16 protein-coding genes and 1 pseudogene are annotated in these 16,180 nt (G+C 28.1%); 8 read left to right on the forward strand and 9 right to left on the reverse strand.

Translation table 11 applies throughout. The features are described 5' to 3' along the window. Positions 1–6: 6 nt before the first annotated feature. From IUY40_RS16450 to IUY40_RS16470, 5 genes and pseudogenes are all read left to right on the forward strand, one after another. Positions 7–1,095, forward strand: coding sequence for an aromatic ring-hydroxylating dioxygenase subunit alpha (locus IUY40_RS16450; RefSeq protein WP_195737952.1), 1,089 nt, complete (start codon positions 7–9; stop codon positions 1,093–1,095). Beyond that, complete coding sequence (locus IUY40_RS16455; RefSeq protein WP_195737953.1) at positions 1,085–2,095, forward strand: ketoacyl-ACP synthase III; 1,011 nt, start codon at positions 1,085–1,087, stop codon at positions 2,093–2,095. Before IUY40_RS16450 ends, IUY40_RS16455 begins: the two co-directional genes overlap by 11 nt. Beyond that, entirely contained in the window at positions 2,095–2,730 is a 636-nt protein-coding gene (locus IUY40_RS16460) for a sialic acid O-acetyltransferase (RefSeq protein WP_195737954.1), read from the forward strand. The genes IUY40_RS16455 and IUY40_RS16460 overlap by 1 nt, the downstream gene beginning before the upstream one ends. A 20-nt stretch (positions 2,731–2,750) precedes the next feature. Next, positions 2,751–3,620, forward strand: coding sequence for a glycosyltransferase (locus IUY40_RS16465; RefSeq protein ID WP_195737955.1), 870 nt, complete (start codon positions 2,751–2,753; stop codon positions 3,618–3,620). A gap of 12 nt (positions 3,621–3,632) precedes the next feature. Next, positions 3,633–3,929, forward strand: a pseudogene (locus tag IUY40_RS16470) (glycosyltransferase); the annotation flags it as partial. Positions 3,930–4,065: 136 nt separating this feature from the next. On the opposite strand, the gene IUY40_RS16475 reads toward IUY40_RS16470, so the two are convergent. From IUY40_RS16475 to IUY40_RS16490, 4 genes are all read right to left on the reverse strand, one after another. Next, positions 4,066–4,881 carry a glycosyltransferase gene (locus IUY40_RS16475; RefSeq protein ID WP_195737956.1) on the reverse strand — a complete coding sequence of 272 codons (816 nt, stop codon included), beginning with the start codon at positions 4,879–4,881 and terminating at the stop codon, positions 4,066–4,068. A gap of 9 nt (positions 4,882–4,890) precedes the next feature. Then, entirely contained in the window at positions 4,891–5,862 is a 972-nt protein-coding gene (locus tag IUY40_RS16480; RefSeq protein ID WP_195737957.1) for a hypothetical protein, read from the reverse strand. Positions 5,863–5,866: 4 nt separating this feature from the next. After that, positions 5,867–6,835 carry a hypothetical protein gene (locus tag IUY40_RS16485; protein ID WP_195737958.1) on the reverse strand — a complete coding sequence of 323 codons (969 nt, stop codon included), beginning with the start codon at positions 6,833–6,835 and terminating at the stop codon, positions 5,867–5,869. Positions 6,836–6,987: 152 nt separating this feature from the next. After that, positions 6,988–8,061: a glycosyltransferase family 1 protein gene (locus IUY40_RS16490; protein WP_195737959.1), complete on the reverse strand. Its 1,074-nt coding sequence runs from the start codon at positions 8,059–8,061 to the stop codon at positions 6,988–6,990. An 82-nt stretch (positions 8,062–8,143) separates the two neighbouring features. Here IUY40_RS16490 and IUY40_RS16495 point away from each other — a divergent pair, with 82 nt between their 5' ends. Continuing rightward, positions 8,144–8,911 carry a Kdo domain containing protein gene (locus IUY40_RS16495; protein WP_195737960.1) on the forward strand — a complete coding sequence of 256 codons (768 nt, stop codon included), beginning with the start codon at positions 8,144–8,146 and terminating at the stop codon, positions 8,909–8,911. A 77-nt stretch (positions 8,912–8,988) separates the two neighbouring features. Here IUY40_RS16495 and IUY40_RS16500 read toward each other — a convergent pair whose 3' ends face one another. Then, positions 8,989–10,059, reverse strand: coding sequence for a glycosyltransferase family 9 protein (locus IUY40_RS16500; protein WP_195737961.1), 1,071 nt, complete (start codon positions 10,057–10,059; stop codon positions 8,989–8,991). Positions 10,060–10,122: 63 nt separating this feature from the next. Next, positions 10,123–10,893, reverse strand: coding sequence for a glycosyltransferase family 2 protein (locus IUY40_RS16505; protein WP_195737962.1), 771 nt, complete (start codon positions 10,891–10,893; stop codon positions 10,123–10,125). Between the two features lie 62 nt (positions 10,894–10,955). Here IUY40_RS16505 and IUY40_RS16510 point away from each other — a divergent pair, with 62 nt between their 5' ends. Further along, complete coding sequence (locus tag IUY40_RS16510; RefSeq protein ID WP_195737963.1) at positions 10,956–11,681, forward strand: polysaccharide deacetylase family protein; 726 nt, start codon at positions 10,956–10,958, stop codon at positions 11,679–11,681. Here IUY40_RS16510 and IUY40_RS16515 read toward each other — a convergent pair. Together IUY40_RS16515 and IUY40_RS16520 are read right to left on the reverse strand one after the other, a co-directional pair. Continuing rightward, positions 11,673–12,410 (reverse strand): glycosyltransferase family 2 protein, encoded by a 738-nt coding sequence (locus tag IUY40_RS16515; protein WP_195737964.1) that lies wholly within the window; start codon positions 12,408–12,410, stop codon positions 11,673–11,675. The genes IUY40_RS16510 and IUY40_RS16515 overlap by 9 nt on opposite strands. Before the next feature lie 50 nt (positions 12,411–12,460). Next, positions 12,461–13,276, reverse strand: a complete 816-nt coding sequence (locus IUY40_RS16520) for a 2,3,4,5-tetrahydropyridine-2,6-dicarboxylate N-succinyltransferase (RefSeq protein WP_195737965.1) — start codon at positions 13,274–13,276, stop codon at positions 12,461–12,463. Between the two features lie 263 nt (positions 13,277–13,539). Here IUY40_RS16520 and IUY40_RS16525 point away from each other — a divergent pair, with 263 nt between their 5' ends. After that, entirely contained in the window at positions 13,540–14,178 is a 639-nt protein-coding gene (locus IUY40_RS16525) for a PAS domain-containing protein (RefSeq protein ID WP_195737966.1), read from the forward strand. A gap of 167 nt (positions 14,179–14,345) precedes the next feature. Here IUY40_RS16525 and IUY40_RS16530 read toward each other — a convergent pair whose 3' ends face one another. After that, a complete protein-coding gene (locus tag IUY40_RS16530; RefSeq protein ID WP_229335607.1) occupies positions 14,346–16,121 on the reverse strand; it encodes an LTA synthase family protein in 1,776 nt (591 codons plus the stop codon). Between the last annotated feature and the right edge of the window lie 59 nt (positions 16,122–16,180).

Raw genomic sequence — 16,180 nt, forward strand, 5'->3', positions numbered from 1 at the left:
AATATTATGAATTCAAATATATCAGCTGTTCATTATTATGACAATGAAATTTTTGCTCGAGAAAATGATCTGTTATTTAATAAAATATGGCATTTTGTTGGGTTTAGGTTTGATTTTGAAAATGAGAATGATTTTGTTACTTTGAAAATTTCAGGAACACCCATTGTAATTCAAAATGTGAGGGGAACTATTAAAGCTTTTTTGAATGTTTGTTCTCATCGATTCTCAATAATCCAACAAGATAAATCAGGGAATAGACCCTTGATGTGTCCATATCATGGTTGGGCTTATGATAAAGATGGAATTCCGAGTGGGATACCTAAAAAACCATTATTTAAGAAATTTTCAAAAGAAGAGCTTTGCGAAATGAAATTGAAAGAATTTAAAGTTTCTTTCTGTGGTAATTTATGTTTTGTCTCTTTAAATGAAACTATTGAACCTCTTGAGGAGTTTATAGGTATTTTTTATGATGAATTAAAAAAAATGTCTTTGGCATTAGGAGATCGAATTGACATTAATGCAATGGAAATTACTGCAAATTGGAAGGTTGTTGTTGAGAACACTCTTGAAAGCTACCATGTAGGTTTGATTCACGCTGAAACACTTGCCAAACTGGAGCCTTCTGGATTAGATTTTGAATTTGATAAAAATAATTCAAGTTGGACAAGTAGCTTAAATATTGTAAAAGATAAAGGGGGGTATAAAAAAATAAATACTTATTTTTCACCTCGAAGTTATGATATTGAAGGTTATAAACATATATTAATTTTTCCTAACTTATTAATATCAAGTACGCATGGTATATCGTTTAATTATTCAGTAATAGAACCTATAACTTCGAATGTATCAAAATTCACAAGTCATGTTTTTACTACAACAAAAAATAGCCCAGATGCAAAATCAGTTTTAATTAAAGCCTTTGAAGAATCACTAATTAATTTTAACAGACAAGTTTTTGATGAAGATAAAGCAGTTTGTCAATTAGTTCAGCAAGGTGTAAAACATACAAATCAGTTGGGTAAACTTTCTGATGAGGAGGAACGAGTGCATCATTTTCAAAATACATATATAAAATTATTAGAGAATGAAAGCTAATATAAAAGCCATTTCGTATTATCTACCAGAAGCTGTTTTATCAAATGATTTAATTAATCAGGAGTTTCCAGAGTGGGATATTGAAAAAATCAGTTCAAAAACAGGAATAAATTCACGTCACATTAGCGCGAATGATGAATTTTCATCAGATATGGCAGTAAAAGCTGCTAATAAATTATTTTCGGAACATAATATAGATAAATCAACTATTGATTTTTTATTGTTCTGTACCCAAAGCCCTGATTATTTTTTGCCAACTACAGCCTGTATTATTCAGGAAAAATTAGGACTAAATACTACTATAGGAGCCTTAGATTTTAATTTAGGATGCTCAGGATTTGTATATGGTTTGAGTTTAGCAAAAGGACTTATTGCTGGAGGAATGGCAAATAATGTTTTGTTGATTACTTCAGAAACCTATTCAAAGTTTATTCACCCTAAAGATAAAAGCAATAAAACTATTTTTGGAGATGCTGCAGCTGCAACGTTAATAAGTAGTGAAGAAGGGTTTTGTTCAATTGGAAATTTTGTTTTTGGAACAGATGGGAAAGGAGCCGAAAATCTAATTGTAAAACAAGGAGGAATGCGTTTCCCAGTTTCAGACGATAATGAAGATATTTCGGATGAGTTTGGAAATATTAGAAATGATAAAAATTTATTCATGAATGGAACTGAAATCTTCAATTTTACAGGAGAATTTGTTCCAAAACTGACAGAAGCTATTTTAGAAAAATCTAATTTAATCAAAGAAGATATAGATTTATTTATTTTTCATCAGGCAAATAAATACATGCTTAATCATCTGAGAAAAAAAATAAAAATACCAGAGGAAAAATTCTTTATCTCAATGCAACATTGTGGTAATACCGTTTCGTCTACAATACCAATTGCCTTATATGAAGCTCAAAAAGAGGGGAGACTGGTTAATTGTTGTAATTTAATTTTGGCTGGTTTTGGAGTAGGATATTCTTGGGCTGCTTGTAACATAATAATTGAATAATGAAGAATTTAATAATAATCGGTGCAAGAGGTTATGGACGTGAAGTTTATAATTTAGCTATGCAATGTGTTGGTTATCAGAGTGATTATGTTGTTAAAGGTTTTTTAGATGATAAATCAGATGCACTTGTTGGTTTTGATAATTATCCAGAAATTATTTCATCTGTAGAGAATTATGAAATCCAAGATAATGATGTATTTATTTGCGCTTTAGGAAGTGTAAAATGGAAAAAGCATTATATAGAATTGATTCTTAGTAAAGGAGGTAAATTTACTAATTTAATACATCCTACTGTAATAATTAATTCAAATGTAAAAATGGGAAATGGGTTAATTGTTTTTATGTATTCAAACATTAGCAATGATTGTGAAATAGATGATTATGTAACAATTCAAGGATTTGTTGCAATTGGACATGATTCTAGAATAGGTAAATGGACACATATTAACGCTTATAGTTTTATGGGAGGTTATGCTACTTTAGAGGAAGAAGTTTGCTTAAACACGAGAGCTACAATATTACCAAATGTTGTTGTTCGAAAAGGAGCTACCGTTGGTGCAGCAAGTTTAGTTATTAGGAATGTAAAAGAGAATACTACAGTTTTTGGAGTTCCAGCGAAAAAGCTAGAATTTTAATATCATTATATAGATAATATATGAAAGTGAAAAACAAAAAAAATGTTTTGATGATTTGTTCTTGGCTAGATCATAAATTAGGGCTAGGAGGTTTTTTTATAGATCAGGCATTGATGTTGAGTGGGGATTTTAATTTCATTCTAGTAAATTTCAGACCTGTTAAAATTAAAAACATTAAACAAATTTTTAAAACTGAAAAATTTGTTTACGAAGATAAAATTACAATTGTCTATTTATATTATCCCGTATTGAAGTTGATTAAAGGAGGTTTTTTTGCAAAATTAATTGAAAAGAAATCTTTAAATATTTTAAATCAATTTCTAAAAAAGGAAAAAATAAAAATTGATTTAGTTCATGCTCAAGGGATATTTGATGCTGCATTTTGGGCGTTAAGCTACCATGAAAAATATGGAGTTCCTTATATGTTAACTGAACACAATCAATTTAAATTAAGAAATGTAAAAAGAAAAAAAATAAGAAAACTGGATGAGGTTTTAAAGAAATCGAATTCTAATCTAGTTGTTAGTAATGATTTGATCAGACAATTAGCAACTAATGGTTTTTTCTATGATTTTGTAAACATTGGAAATTTAGTTGATGAGAAAATATTTAATTATAAAGAAACAAAACAAGGAGAGTATTTTGAAATTATGACGGTAGGAGCTTTCGACCCCCTTAAAGATCAAATTACGGCATTAAAAGCTTTGAAAATTATTGATGATTTAAATATTGAAAAAATTAAATTTACTTGGATTGGTATTAATGCCTGGAGTACAGGAGTTGATCAGGAAGAAGAAGTTAATAGATTAATTTCGGGTTTTGGATATAAAAACATAAAAATTGAAGTAGTTAAAATCGGATCAAAAGCTGAGATTGTTTCTGCTTTATAAAAATCAGATGTTTTTGTTTTTACAAGTATATGTGAAACTTTTGGAATTTCTCCTCTAGAGGCTTTATTTACAGGGGTCCCAGTTATTACCACGCAATCAGGAGGTATAAATGAATTTATGAATAGTGAGAATGGTATTGTTATACCAGTTAAGGATTTCAAAGCTTTGGCAGAAAGTATCTTAAAAGTTTTAAATAAAGAATTGAATTTTAATAAGGAACTAATATCTAGAGAAAGCATTGCTAAATTTGGATCGGACGCATTTATAGAAAAAATGACTTCAGTTTATAATAATGCCTTTGTAAAGTGATTTGTAAAAGAATATATTAAAAAGGAATTGTATTTTATATAAAAATGAAATGCTTTTTTAGAAGTTAATGGCTTCTAATAGTATATCTATTTCAAGCTAAAAGAAATAGTTTAAGGCACCAAAAATAAAGTCTCTGTTATTGAAACAGAGACTTTATTTTATAATTTAATTTTTGAAAAAAAGAAAAATCTTTAGATTTAATTTTTAAAATCTGTTTGTTCAGTATTTTTTGAATATCCGAATCAAAATATGTTTTTAGCTTATTGAGAAAATCAATCATTATTATTCTTTGCTCAGCATCTTTTTTAGAAGACCAATAAGAAGTATTATGAATACGGTATACAGACATGATTTTGTCTATATATTTAATTTTTCCATGTTGAGCATTAAGCATGTGTAAAAAATAATCTCCAATAGGTGCTTCGCTAAAATATTTTGGTAATTCTCCAAAAAGATTATTTCGGTAAATTACACTTGGGGTATGAATGTAATTGTTTTTTGCAAGATCATTAATAGTAGTAATCTCGGGAATCTTCTTTTTTTTGTTATCTTCCTTGAGTTCTGTTCCAGTTAGTAAATAAACATTATGAAAACAAATACTAAAATCTGGGTTATTTTCTAAGAAATCAGTCTGAATTTGTAATTTTTGATTATCACACCAATAGTCATCACCTTCGCATGAAGCAATATATTTGCCAGAAGCTTTATTTAATGCAGAAACAGAGTTAGGCATCATTCCTAAATTAGTTTCATTATTGTAATATTTTGCTTTGTAACCATTTGGGTTATTGGCTAATGTATCTCTGATTACAGCGTCAGTATCATCTGTAGAGTTATCATTTGAGATAATTAATTCAAATTCAAAATTGGTATTTTGTGACAAGACACTTTCTATGGCTTGTTTGATATATGGAGAGTGATTATAAGTAATCATTATAACGCTTACAAGCATATGGGGTAGTTATTTTTTATTAAAAAGTTTTTTTGTATTTTCAATCATACTGTCTTTCTCATTCATTACAAATGTTCTAAAATCTAAAAATTCAGCAAAAACGTCATCATAATTATTCATAGTATGATTAATTAATTCAGTTACTTTTTCAGGCTGCATTTCATCTGTATGCAACTTATATTTTTCGGGTATTCCTAAATCTTCTTTAAAAGCCGATGTACCATCACGACCAGTTAATAAGCAAACGCCTGAAATGAGTGCTTCTCTTGGGATCTTATCTCTTCCTGGGAAATAACCAAAATCAACATGAAGTTTAGTTTTTCGTAAGGTATCTCTCATTTGTTCCCTTGTCATGCCAGATAAAGGTATCCAGTTATATTGAGGAAGAAGTGCCATGTATTTTTCAATCTTATCTAGTCCTTTTTTGGGATTATAAGTTATTATGTTTTCTTTTGGAAAATGATGAATATTTGGTAAATTATCAAAGAAAAGTTCAGTAACATAATCACATAAATAAGCAATATCATTTTCATGATTCTGAGTTAATAAAAATTCTTTTGTTCTTTGAGATTGATACCAGTGAGTAACTGTTTTATTAGGCTCAAATCGATATTCGGTATGTTTATAAGGAACTAGCAGTTTTCTAATCCAGTTTTTTTTCTTTTCTCTGCTATTCATCAAAACTTCATAAAAATCAAGGCTTAACCACCATACTTTTTTTTGAGACAAAGGATATTTAGCGATTAAGTTGGTCATTGATTCTGGGATTATCATCACATTTTCAGCACTGTCTTTTATTTTTCTTACATAGGGAACATTGTAGTTTTTGTAAAAAGGATGAACTGGATCTTTTTTGTATTTTGAATATAACATTTTAGCATTATAGCCTAAAGTATTTAAGATATAGCCTAATTGATGTAATGCTTCAGGTCCTCCTGTTGCTTTGCTAGGAGGGCATATTATATATATGTTTTGTTGCATGTTTTTAATTAAATTTTGTTTCAGAATTATAAATCACATTTTGAATCCAACCATCTAAGGTGTATTTATTAAAAATGATATCAGGTATTTTTTCATATTCCTTTTCAAAAAATGATGGAGGGATTACAGGATTTTTTTCGTCAATTATAAGAATATTGTTAGGATTATAAAAGTCGTAATTTATAATGTCTGAGTTAGTTGTAATGAGTTTTTTTTGTAGCCCTAAGCTTTCAAATACTCTAAAGGTTAATCCGCTTTGACCTTTTCTATTAACATCAAGTAAAACTTGTGTCTTATTTATGTATTCTTCTATTTCTGGTAATGGAATATATTCGTTTATAAAGTCAATGTTTCCAGTTTTCCTTTTGCAACTTTTAGTATAGACAAATATTTTATAGTTTATATCATTTAATTTTAGATTAGTCGCTATTTTTGATAGAATGGGTAATCTTTTATCTTTTGTAATAATGCTGAAAACTTGATAAGCAAATTTTTCAGTATTATTTTTTATTGAAGAATTGTATATCCAATTAGGTGCAAATTTTAGATTGTATTTTTTACAATCTTCTTTTTCAAAGGAAAAGACTTCATCAAAATGGGGGAGCACATGCAATATTTTAGTACAACGCTTAGTATTATCATTAAAATATGCAATTGTTTTTTTTCCATATTTTTTTAATTTTAATACATTTTTAGTATTAATGAGGTCCCCTTTAATGACTAATATGACATCTTGAATTTCACCAATTTCTTCAAGATTTTCAATAACTTTTTTTCCGAAAAAGTTTGTTTTAATATTTTTTTTAAAAACAGATTTTAAGATGAAATTGTAAACTTTATAAAAGACATTAGGGTATTTATATTCAAATTCATCAAAGTTAATATGGTGTACATTATGACCTTGTTGTTTTAACGCGACTGCAATATGGTTATTAAATCCCCAATTGTCTAGGGTTATTAATGTAATGCGCATAATATATTTTTGTTTTTTTTCTATTTGACAAATTTAATTAAAATTTGGGTCAATAATTTATATAATTGGTATATTTAGTTAATAGAATTACAATGTTTTTATTTAATTAGCAAAAGAGTAAAATAGTTTGACTTTACTTAGTTTTAGGATTGTTACATTATAATAGAATCGTAAACTTTTAAATATTTGGCTGCAGCATCTTTCCAGTCAAAACTAGCTCCTCTTTTTTTTATGAGTTGTTCTTTTTCTTTTTTATCATTTTCATAATCATTCAAGCCGTTAAATAATATAGATTTCATATATTCTGGATCAAAATTGCTCCAATAAGTAGCAGCATCACCACCTATTTCAGGTAAAGATGTTTTGTCAGATAAAAATACAGGTTTACCAAAACTCATAGCTTCTATAGGAGGTAATCCAAAGCCTTCCCTAATTGAAGGGAAAAGAAAAGCTGTGCAGTTTTTCATGTAAAATTGTTTGCCTTGATCACTAACTTTACCAGTCAAAAAAACTTGGTTTGTAAGGTTGTTTTCAGCAATCATGTTTTTTATTACATCGCCGTATTTTTTATTGTTGTTTCCTGAAATAATTAAATTGTAATCCTTTATTAATTTCATCATATTAATAATTGAAGAAAAGTTTTTTCTTTCCATAAAATCTCCAATTGTATAGAAAAAAGGTTTGTTCACAGGAACATTAGGAATATATGAAGATGTGTCTAAGAATGTAGAGATAGGATTTCCATTGTAAATAATATGCTCAGGAACATTAGGGACATTAAAATATTGATGTGTTTGTTTTTTAGCAAATTCAGAAATATAAGTAATTGCTGTAGCTTTTTTTAGTTTAGCAGTAAAAAGTCTATTTAGTCTATGATTTACATCTGAAGATATTTCTTCTATGAAATTTATGTCATGTATAGTAAGTAAATATTTATTACAATGGTAAGGCTCTACTTTTGTATTCTGATTTACTGAATGCCATAAATCATACTTTTTTCTAATTCTGAAAAGAGGATGTCTGGATAGGCTGGTGTATTTATGATAATTAAATTTTTCTTTAAATTCAGCTTTAAGAAGTTCTGGATTTGAAGAATTTAGTGTGAGTTCATAATTATCTAAATTTAATTTAGAAATACCTTTTATTAATTCATAATTGAAGGTTCCTAGACCAGCTGCTCTGTTGTTAATATTATGAGTTTCTAGGAAAATACTATTATGCGACATTATCTTTTTTTTACGAAAATACAATAATAATTTGAAGTCTTATATTCTATGCGTATTTTTGTTCTCTTATAAAACTTAAAGGATGAATTTTAAAATAAACCCAATTTATATTGATGCAACGGATTTAATTATTGATTATGTTCATAGATTTAATAATTCGGGTGCCCTTTTTGGAAATGGAGATCGAAATAAGATAAAATTGTTTGATTTTGAGGGGATAAAGATTAATATTAAATCCTTTAAAATTCCAAATTTATTTAATAAAATAGCTTATAAATATTTTAGAAAATCAAAAGCAAGACGTTCTTTTGAATATGCTACAATTTTGTTAGAAAGAGAAATTGGAACTCCACAACCAATCGCTTTTTTAGAGAACTATAATTGGCTTGGTTTAAGAGATAGTTACTACGTTAGTGAACATTTAGTAACTGAGTTAACTTATAGAGAACTTATTGAGGTTGATAATTATCCTGATTTCGAAAATATATTAAGACAGTTTACACGCTTTACTTTTAAACTACATGAAAAGGGAATTGAATTTTTAGATCATTCTCCAGGGAATACATTAATAAAAAAAAGAAACAATAATGAATATGATTTTTTCTTAGTAGATTTAAATAGAATGAATTTTCATACTGAAATGAGCTTTGTACAACGTATGAATAATTTTAGAAGACTTACTCCTCGTAAAGAGATGATTGCAATTATGAGTAATGAATATGCAAAATTATATTCAGCTAAGACTGAGGCTCAAATTTTTGAAAAAATGTGGGAAGATACCGTTAAATTTCAAGAAGAATTTGCGAAAAAGCAAAGGTTAAAAAAGAGATTAAAGTTTTGGAAATCTTAAAACCAACAACAAAAAAAACATTATTTAAAATAATGTTTTTTTTTGTTGTTGATATCCTTCTAGACTTTACTTATCTTTTAAAGATTCTTAGTTATAAAGAACTCAATCTGATCTTTGAATAATTCAGGATTAAATTGTTGGTAAAGTTGAGCGAAATTATTTTTAATCTCCTTGTGTGGTAAATTTAAATCAATTAATTCGGGTTTGAAATCATTTAAATGTACCGAAATATTGCGTAATCCATCTTCAAAGGTTGCCCAGTCGTTTTTCTTAACATATGGTGAAAAGATTGTAAAAGAGGGTTTGTTTAATGCTTTAGCCATGTTAATTGCTCCGCCATCGTTTCCTATGATTACATCACACTGATTCATTATACCTATAAAGGATCGTAAATTACTGCCTAATAAATCAAAATGGATTTTTTCTTGGGTACTTTTTGAGCATAAATTGAATACTTTTTGAGCATCTTCAATTTGATTTGGAAAATAATTAAAAAGAATAGTTAGGTTTTTGTTCTCTGCAACATATTCTACTACTTTAGCCATATATTCTAGAGGGTAAGTTTTTGATTTTTCACTTCCCAAAAGGCTTATCATTACAATTTTCTGGTCTTTTTTTACTTTATGTTTGTCTAAAAGAGCAATTGCCTCATCATTTTCGTCTTTACTTACATATAATTTTGGAAAAGGGTCTATTGAATCAGCGTCCAAATTTAAAGGATTTAATAGCAAAAGTCTGTTGTCTATAGCTAGTCCATATTTAGTTTCGGTAGTGTCCTCAAAACGCTTCATATTATGGTTGTAAAACAAAGACGAGTACCATTTGTAGTATGATATTTTATAATCAGCACCAGAAAAAATAGTTATTAAATTGGTTTCTAATTTACCATAAACATCAATTAATATATCATACTTATTAGATCTCATTTTGAAAATAAAGTTAAATAATGATAAATATGATTTTCTTATTTTATTTTCTAATACAATTACTGAGTCAATATTCGGATTACCTATTAAAACATCTGTGCAATTAGAATAACACATATAGTCTATAGTTGAATTGGGATGTTTTTTTTTAAGATTATTACAAAGTATTGTACTTATCAGGACATCACCAATTCTTTTTTGTTGTATGATTAATATTTTCATTATTAGGGGTAAGTTTAATAAAAACTATATTTTGTTTCTTATTGAAGGGGTTTAAAAGTAGAGTTACTCCATTTTATTATATGTTATCCAAAGTATTAAATAACGTTTTAAAACCGCAAATGAATTTATATAAGCAAGAATATAGCCTTCTTTACCGTCAAGGAAGCCAAATTTAATGAAATATTGATTTATAAAGTTGAAAAAAGGTTTTAGTAAAAAATGATAAAAATTTGGTTTCATATTTTTATCATATAATTCTAAAGCTTCCTTTTTACTTAATAAACTTAGCTTATAGTTGTATTCGTCGAAACTTTTGTATGAATAAGAGTCTATTCTGTTTTTTAATACATTTGATTTAAAGAACGATATATTAGATTTCCTTTTTTCATCGCCTGAATAAGAGTATCTTTTTTTATCAAAAAGAAAAATTCTTTTTTTGTTGTTGAATTCTCCGTGTTTTATTTTCTTTTTGAAGAAAAATAATGTCTGTTTAATGTAATAAAGTTCATTATTTTTATGATCAGAAACTTTAGTTAAAATTTCATCTTTAAGCTCAGGAGAAAGATATTCGTCTAAATTTAATAATAATATCCAATCATTTTTGGCATGATTGATAGCTATCTTTTGTTGTTGTATTTTGTCAGTGGTATTTTGTTTAATAACAGTTGCACCAAGTTCCTTTGCAATAGCTACTGTTTGATCAGTACTTTCACCATCCATGAAGATAATTTCATCAGCAAATGAAACATTTTCAATGTGCTTTTTTATATTGTTCTCTTCATTAAAACAAAATGTCAAAACACTAATTTTTGGAACTATTACATTTTGGGGCATAAAATCAATTTTGTGCAATATTAATAATTTTAGATTTATAACTTTGTGTAAAATTAAACAAAATGTCTCGACTCCCTATTTTAATGTATCATAACATTTGTGAATCTGAAAATGAAACTAATAATTTGACTATTTCAGTGCAAAAATTAGAAGAACAATTTCAATATTTAAAAGATAATAATTATCAAACCTATCATTTTGAAGAGTTAGCAAAAATGAAGTCTATTCCCAAAAGGAGTATTGTTCTTACTTTTGATGATGTTACTGAAAATCAGCTTACTTATGCAGTACCTTTATTGGATAAGTTCAATTTAAAGGCCAGTTTCTTTATTCCTTTTTCATATATAGGAAAAACAGATTTATGGAATGAAAGTTCTGAGGTTTTGGGGAATAAAATAATGACAATCGAGCAGTTAAAAAAACTGAATAGAGACAGAATAGAATTAGGATACCATTCCTATGAACATAAGAAGTATAGTTTATTATCTGATTTAGAAATAGAAAAAGATTTTATGAAGTGCGAGGAGGTGATAAAAGTTAATGATTTAAAAATATATTCTGCTTTGGCTTATCCATATGGTAATTACCCTAAGAAGGGTAGTGGTAAAGAGCATTTCAAGCAGATAGTTGCTGTGAATAAAATAAAATTTGGTTTAAAAATTGGCAATCGCCCTAATCGTTTTCCTTTTAAAGATAATTATGAAATTAAGCGAATAGATATTAAAGGACATGATAGTTTAATGACATTCAGATTAAAAATCAAGTTTGGGAAATTAAAGCTATTCTAAATCTTTTTCTATTAACATCATTTTTGCATATCTAGAGAAAACACCATAAGCATCGATTGCCGCCGCCGCAAGACCTGGTACTCCATCAAGATAGACTCTTTTTACAATATAAGTATGAAAAAAACGATAAAAGGGTTTAAAGAAAAGTAAAAATAGCGTTACTTTTTTTCCTTTATCTGCAGACATTTTTGCTTGGAACCAGGCATATTTATCCTTTTTACTTATGAAATGGAATAGTCCTTTGTAGGTGTAATGTATCATGTAGTTTTTTAATACACCAGGCTTTGACTTTAGTATTAATTTTTCATGTACTTCATTTTCAAAAGCTAGATTTTCATTTTTCATTAAACGAACGACTTTGTCTGTGTAATGAAATAGAAAACGATTCATGAAATAATGTGGAAACCAAATTTTGTAAGCATCAAATTTATCCGATTCGATGCTTTCAAGTATTTCTTTTTGAAGCTTTTCTGTAACTCTTTCATCGGCATCTAAAAATAATATCCAATCTCCAGTTGCAAAGCTTATTGCATAATTCCTTTGGTTGCAGTAATTATCAAATTTTCTAAAAATAAGCTTAACACCTAATTTAGAAGCAATTTCTTGTGTAGCATCAGTACTATGAGAGTCTAAAACAATGATCTCATCAGCAAATGAAACAGATTTTATTGCATCAGCAATATAAAACTCTTCATTATAAGTAAGTATGATAACGGATAGTTTTTTCATTTCTTTAATTAATATACTTACTTATAATAAGGGAGTTTAATGATATATTATTATACAGCAACATCGTATTCTCGAAGTGCATTGTTCAATGAAGTTTTTAAATCTGTAGATGGTTTACGAGTACCAATAATTAATGCACATGGAACTTGAAATTCTCCAGCGGCAAATTTTTTGGTGTAACTTCCAGGAATCACTACAGAGCGGGCAGGAACATATCCTTTCATTTCAACTGGAGTATCACCTGTTACATCAATTATTTTAGTTGAGGCAGTTAAGCATACGTTTGCACCTAAAACAGCTTCTTTTCCAACATGTACACCTTCTACGACGATGCAACGTGAGCCTATGAATGCGCCGTCTTCGATAATTACTGGAGCAGCTTGTAAAGGTTCTAATACACCTCCAATACCTACACCACCACTTAAGTGTACGTTTTTACCAATTTGCGCACAGCTTCCTACAGTTGCCCACGTGTCTACCATTGTGCCTTCATCAACATATGCTCCAATATTTACATAGCTAGGCATTAAGATTACTCCGCTAGAGATATAAGCTCCATAGCGTGCTACAGCATTAGGCACTACACGAATACCTTTTTCAGCGTATCCTCTTTTTAATAGCATTTTATCGTGATATTCGAAAATACCAGACTCTAAAGTTTCCATTTTCTGAATAGGAAAATACATAACAACTGCTTTTTTTACCCATTCGTTTACTTGCCAAGCATCACCAACTGGTTCAGCAACACGTAATTTTCCAGTATCTAAAAGTTCAATGACTTCTCTGATAGCATTTGTAGTTGTTGTTTCTTGTAATAAAGCTTTGTTTTCCCAAGCTTGTTCTATAATAGTTTGTAATGAATTCATAATAGTAAATATTTTAGACAAATATAATTCGATTTTTTCTTAAAACAACCCTCATTGCTTTATAGTAACATTTTTATAAAAAAAGAATATTTAATTTGGTTATTTTAAGATAAAAAGTGTTTTATTTTAAATATTTTTTCATCTTATTTCCTGATAAATATCAATTTTTGATTATTGTTATAAAAGTAGTTTTGCTGAACAATATAATAACAGAACGTCAGTTTTGATTTGTCTGAATCCAAAATTTAATTAGTATTATAACTATGAATAAAGAAAACCAGTTGTTTAAAAGACCTACGCCAATTGATAAAGAGGTTTCTTGGGATAAAACCCAAGTAATTATGAGTAAAACAAATCCAATTGGAATTATCGAATATGCAAATGAAACTTTTGTAGATGTTTGCGGATACGAAGATTATGAATTAATGGGGGAGCCGCACAACATCATAAGACATCCTGATATGCCACGAGTACTTTTTAAAGTATTATGGGAAAACCTAAAAAAAGGGAATAACTTTCATGCCATTGTGAAAAATCTAGCTAAATCTGGTAGGTTTTATTGGGTTATTACTGATTTTGAAATAGCAAAAGATTCAAATGGTGTGATTGTAAATTATTTTGGTAGAAGACGTGCTGTACCACAAGAAGTAATTTCGATGCATATTGAGCCTTTATATAAAAAATTATTACAGATAGAATCTGCTAGTGGAATTGAATATAGCGAGAAATATCTGATCGGATTTTTAGAAGAAAAAAATAAAACGTATGTCGAGTATATTAAAGACTTAATGTATGAGTATGAGAGAACTCAATTAAAGGTACAACATAATCATCAACCAGAACCTCATGAAATAGAGGAAGAGGAGGAGAGAGGTTTCTTTAGTCGTTTTTTTAACAGATAGAGATGTATTGGTACAGCTTCAAATGAGCTAGGTTTAAAAGAAGGGTTTGACTTTTAATTAAAGTTAAACCCTTTTTCTGATGTGGAAATGTATTTTTAGGATTGTTCTCTAAAGTTATGAATCTAGTACTAAGGATTTTATTTAGTAAGTGTTTTATCTTAATAGCTTTAAATAGCTAATTTATTATTGATAACTCTTTCATTAAAAGATTGGATGTATGCTTTTAAGAATTTTTCATATTCTTTGACTTTAGGTTTATTTTGCAGCATCAAATTGTTCTTTAAAAGAACATCCTCTTTCCATTTGTATAATCCAATTGTTTGATTATTTGCAAAAGCCAGATAATAATCGTCTTTAATGAAATGATATGTTCCTTGAAGATAATATACTACAAAGTTTTCTTTGGATTTGTAGCTTTTACCAAAACTAACCATGTCAGTTTTTATATTTAAATAATCTAAAATACTAGGCATGATATCAATTTGCTGAAAGTTTTTGTCACTAACACCAGTTAATTCAGGATTTGATGGATCGAAAAATAATATTGGAATGTGAAATTTTCCAATATTTGTCTTGTCAATATCTTTATCACCAGCAGATGAAGTATGGTCAGCAGAGATAACAAATAACGTATTTTTGTACCAGCTTTCTTTTTTAGCAGCATTAAAAAACTTTCGTAGAGCAAAATCAGTATAAGCTATGCTTTCTTGAATATCGGTAGTTCCTTTAGGGAATTTTCCTTTGTATTTTTCAGGAATAGTATAGGGATGATGTGAAGAAATGGTAAATAAAGAACTAAAAAAAGGTTTTTTAAATGACGTTAACTTAGAAGCGTAAAATTGTAGAAATTCTTCATCAAAAATGCCCCATTTTCCATCAAAAACATCTTCACCTGTATATTGATCTTTTCCGTAGTATTGGTCAAAACCTGCAACTTCTGCATATTGATCAAAATTTTGGCTACCATTAAAAGCACCATGAAAAAAGGATGTATTATAGCCTTCTTTCTTTAAAATTTTTGGAAGACCATTTATTTTATTCAAAGAATAACTTGACGATATAAAAGAATTATTCATTAAGCTTGGAATACTTGAAAGTATTGATGGAACAGCATCAATTGAAACTTTTCCATTTGCAAATCCATTTTTGAAATAGTACGATTTTGTAATAAGAGAATCTAGAAAAGGAGTTTGTCCGCGTCTAATATTCTCATTTCCGAAGCTTTCTAAAATTAAAATTACTACATTTTTTTTAATAGTAGGTTGATCTGGTTTCAATGAAATAACTGGATTATAAATTGAAACTAATTCTTTTTCATCAAAATATTTAGTTTTATCGATATCTTCTTTCTTAAAAAGAGTTTTTAGAATGCAAAAAGGAGTATTTAAGACTAATCCCGTATTATTTAGAGCTCCATATTTAGCAGCATCTACAATTTTAATAGGTTTCTTTTGTAAACCTCCACGGCCAATTATTAAAATTAAAATTAATGAAATAACAAAATAAGCAACTTGCTTATAATAGTCTTTTTTAGTTGATTTTTCGTGTATTAAATGTGTTTTTAAGTTAGGTATTAATTTCCATAATAAAATGCTTACTATAAGAAATAAAAGGAGGATATACCAAAAATCTCGTAAAAACGAAGGGATTAATCCTATGGCTTCTTGTTCCATTCCCTTGGCAGTAATCATTCCAAAAGTACTTCTTCTGCCAGTAAAACGATAGTAGATAATATCAATAAAATTAGTTGCAATAAATACAAGATTTACTAAGTAAAAGCTAATCTTTAAAATGTTTTGATACCTTGGTTTGTATTTGAATTTACCAGGAATCAAATGGGCAATCATGAATATAATATTAATATAGGCAATGGCTGCGAAGTCAAAAAGAACTCCTCCTAAAAAGTTCTGAAACGTAAAAGCTTCAAATAATTTTAAATTCATGAGATAAAATAGAATTCGAGCGAATTGGTAGATTATAACAATTAAAAAGAATCTTTTTA

Source organism: Flavobacterium sp. ALJ2, from assembly GCF_015594725.1.
GTDB lineage: Bacteria > Bacteroidota > Bacteroidia > Flavobacteriales > Flavobacteriaceae > Flavobacterium.